This is a genomic window from Mesorhizobium sp. M7A.F.Ca.ET.027.03.2.1 (assembly GCF_003999175.1).
Lineage (GTDB): Bacteria > Pseudomonadota > Alphaproteobacteria > Rhizobiales > Rhizobiaceae > Mesorhizobium.
In genome coordinates, this window is the sequence record NZ_RZOM01000758.1 from 1 (window position 1) to 3,072 (window position 3,072).

General features: G+C 59.8%; 4 protein-coding genes. 3 read left to right on the forward strand and 1 reads right to left on the reverse strand.

Going from position 1 to position 3,072, the window contains the following annotated elements; genetic code table 11:
- From EN750_RS26285 to EN750_RS26295, 3 genes are all read left to right on the forward strand, one after another.
- On the forward strand, nt 1-382 hold a 382-nt coding region (locus EN750_RS26285; protein ID WP_245482817.1), incomplete at its 5' end, for an ATP-binding protein.
- 114 nt (nt 383-496) lie between these two features.
- Nucleotides 497-1,222, forward strand: a complete 726-nt coding sequence (gene phoU, locus EN750_RS26290; protein WP_013533646.1) for a phosphate signaling complex protein PhoU — start codon at nt 497-499, stop codon at nt 1,220-1,222.
- An 89-nt stretch (nt 1,223-1,311) separates the two neighbouring features.
- The gene (locus EN750_RS26295) at nt 1,312-2,322 is read left to right on the forward strand and encodes a magnesium and cobalt transport protein CorA (protein WP_127398327.1); all 1,011 of its coding nucleotides are present in this window, start codon (nt 1,312-1,314) and stop codon (nt 2,320-2,322) included.
- A gap of 183 nt (nt 2,323-2,505) precedes the next feature.
- Here EN750_RS26295 and EN750_RS26300 read toward each other — a convergent pair whose 3' ends face one another.
- A complete protein-coding gene (locus tag EN750_RS26300) occupies nt 2,506-3,024 on the reverse strand; it encodes a GcrA family cell cycle regulator (RefSeq protein ID WP_127267146.1) in 519 nt (172 codons plus the stop codon).
- Nucleotides 3,025-3,072: the final 48 nt, after the last annotated feature.

A 3,072-nucleotide genomic window follows, 5' to 3' on the forward strand; every position in this document is an offset into this window, starting at 1 on the left:
GCACTACGCCGATGGGCCGCTTCATGTGCCTGGCGATCGCGATGAGCTTTTCCAGGTTTTCGAGAACCTCTTGGAAAACGCCTGCAAATACGGGCAGTCGGGTGGGCGCGTGGTTGTATCCATAGCCCATAGCGACGCCGGATCAGAACCGGGCATCGACGTGACGATCAGGGACTTTGGCCCTGGCATTCCCGAGGAGCACATTCCGCGCATTACCGAGCGCTTCTACCGCGTCGACGTCGAGACCAGCCGGACCCAGAAGGGTACCGGCCTCGGCCTGTCGATCGTCAAGCATATACTGACGCGCCACAACGCCCGGCTTTCGATCAAGTCCGAAGTCGGCAACGGCGCGGCATTCTCGGTTCATTTGCCGACTCACTGATATCGCCCTAATTCAAAAGGGACTGTTTCTTTTTTCTGTCATCCGGCTAGCGTATCAGCGGGGATTCGAGGAAACGACTCAAAATCAAAACACCCCGTGGGAAGGCATTTTGCCATGCAGTCCGTGCACATCGTCAGCGCTTATGACGAGGAGTTGAAATATCTGTCGAAGCGCATCGCCGCGATGGGAGGCCATGCCGAGCGCATGGTCGAGCAGGCGGTTACCGCTCTCGTCAATGCCGACCCAGGCCTTGCCCAGAAGGTCATCCGCGACGATACCGTACTGGACGAGGGCCAGCGCGAAATCGACGACAAGGCCATCATCATCATTGCCAAGCGTCAGCCGATGGCGGCGGATTTGCGCGAGATCGTCGGGACAATTCGCATCTCCGCCGACCTCGAACGGGTTGGCGATCTCGCCAAGAACGTTGCCAAGCGGGTGGTCGCCGTCACCGACGGACGCCAGCCGACCAGTCTGTTCCGCGGCCTCGAGGCCCTGTCCAACCTGGCGTTGACCCAGCTCAAGGAAGTGCTCGACGTCTACGCGTCTCGTTCGGTGGAGAAAATCGGCTTCGTGCGCGATCGTGACGACCAGATCGACGCCATGTACACATCGCTGTTTCGCGAATTGCTGACCTACATGATGGAAGATCCGCGCAACATCACGCCCTGCACGCATCTGCTGTTTTGTGCCAAGAACATCGAGCGTATCGGTGATCACGCCACCAACATCGCCGAGACCATCTATTACATCGTCACCGGCGATCAGTTGCCGGCTGAGCGGCCCAAGGGTGACAAGACCGACAAAATCAGTCTTTCCGAGACGCAGCCGGTGAAGTGAACGCGCCTCTCGAACCGTCACCCGATTTACGCTAAGCTTTCCGGGCTTTGCCTCTATCCTCGCCCGTGGATTTGCTCCGGGAGGTCGTGATGGAAAATGCTCGGAACCTGACCCCGGCGCCTGGGCCGATATCCGGCATTATCGCTTGCGGCGTCTACACGGCGGGGCGCCGCATCGCCGACATTCCCATCGAGGAAGCCGGCGAATGGGCAAAGAAATCCGGTCATGTCGTGTGGATCGGCCTTTTGGAGCCCGACCGTAACCTGTTGCTGCGCGTCCAGGCGCAGTTTCACCTGCATGAGTTGGCGATCGAGGATGCCGAGCACCCGCACCAGCGGCCGAAGATCGAGCAATATGGCGACGCCTTGTTCATCGTCGCTCGCACGGCGCAGTTGATCGACGGTCGGGTCACCTTCGGCGAGACCCATTTGTTCGTCGGCTCAGGCTACATCGTCAGCGTCAGGCACGGTCCTTCGACGTCCTATGCCGCCGTTCGTCAGCACTGGGAAAGCTGCCCGCACTCTCTGGCCAAGGGTGAGGATTTCGTCCTTTACGCCATTCTCGATTTCATCGTCGACAATTACATGCCGGTGCTCGAGCAGATCGAGGACGAAGTCGAGGCGATCGAGGACAAGGTTCTGCTGAAGCCGATGACCGCTCCCGACATCGAACGGCTCTATATGCTGCGCCGCGATCTCCTGCGCCTGCGCAATGCCGCGCTTCCGCTGGTCGAAGTCTGCCGACGGCTGACCAGCGCCGAGCTGCCGCAGATACATACCGCCATGCACCCGCTGTTCCGCGACGTGACCGACCACATCCGCACCGTCCAGGAGAAGATCGACAGCCTGCGCGAAGTGCTGGCGTTCGCTTTCGAGGCCAGCCTCCTGGTCGGCCAGAGTCAGGAAACGGCCAACACCAAGAAGCTCGCCTCATGGGCCGCCATCCTGGCGGTGCCGACTGCGCTCGCAGGCATCTACGGCATGAACTTCGACGGTATGCCGGAACTGAAGATGGAGTACGGCTACCCGGTGGTTCTGACCGCGATCGCGCTGATCTGCACGTTCCTCTACTGGCGGTTCAGGAAGAATGGGTGGCTGTGAAAGAGAGCGAATAGGGAGTAGCGAATAGCGAAGAGTAGCGAATAGCGAACACAAAAACGGCTTGCTTCCTGTGACGGAAGGCAAGCCATTTCTATTCGCTATTCGCTATTCGCTATTCGCTATTCGCTATTCGCTATTCGCTATTCGCTATTCGCTATTCGCTATTCGCTATTTGCTATTCGCTCAGCGACTCCGCCGCCGCTCCGATGCCGGCTGGAACGCCACGCGGGCGTGATATTTGCAGTAGGGTCCGGTTTCGGCGGCTTCGTTGCCGCAGAAATGGAAGTCCTCTGAAAGCGGGTCACCGTTCGGCCATTTGCAGGTTCGCTCGGTCAGCTCGACCAGCTGCAGATGCCGCGAGATCGGCAGCACGACATTCTCAACCGGACGGATGTAATGGCGTGCCACGGGTTCGGCGTCGAACTGCGTCTGCAAGGCGGTCGCGCCGATCGATGTCGTGACATGGCGTGCCGTGGTTGCAGCGCGTGATACCGATTTCTGGACGGTCGATCCTTGCGCTGCCTTCTTCTGGCGTGCCGGTGTGGCGGTCGAGCGTCCGCGGCCCGACAGTTTCAGCCGATGCACCTTCCCGATGACCGCGTTGCGGCTGACCCCTCCAAGCTGCGCAGCAATCTGGCTTGCGCTCAGACCCTCCGACCACAGTTTTCTCAAGAGTTCTACCCGCTCGTCAGTCCAGTTCATGAGACCGCGCTCCTCTAAGCGTGCGGCAATCGGAATCCTTCTCCCGAC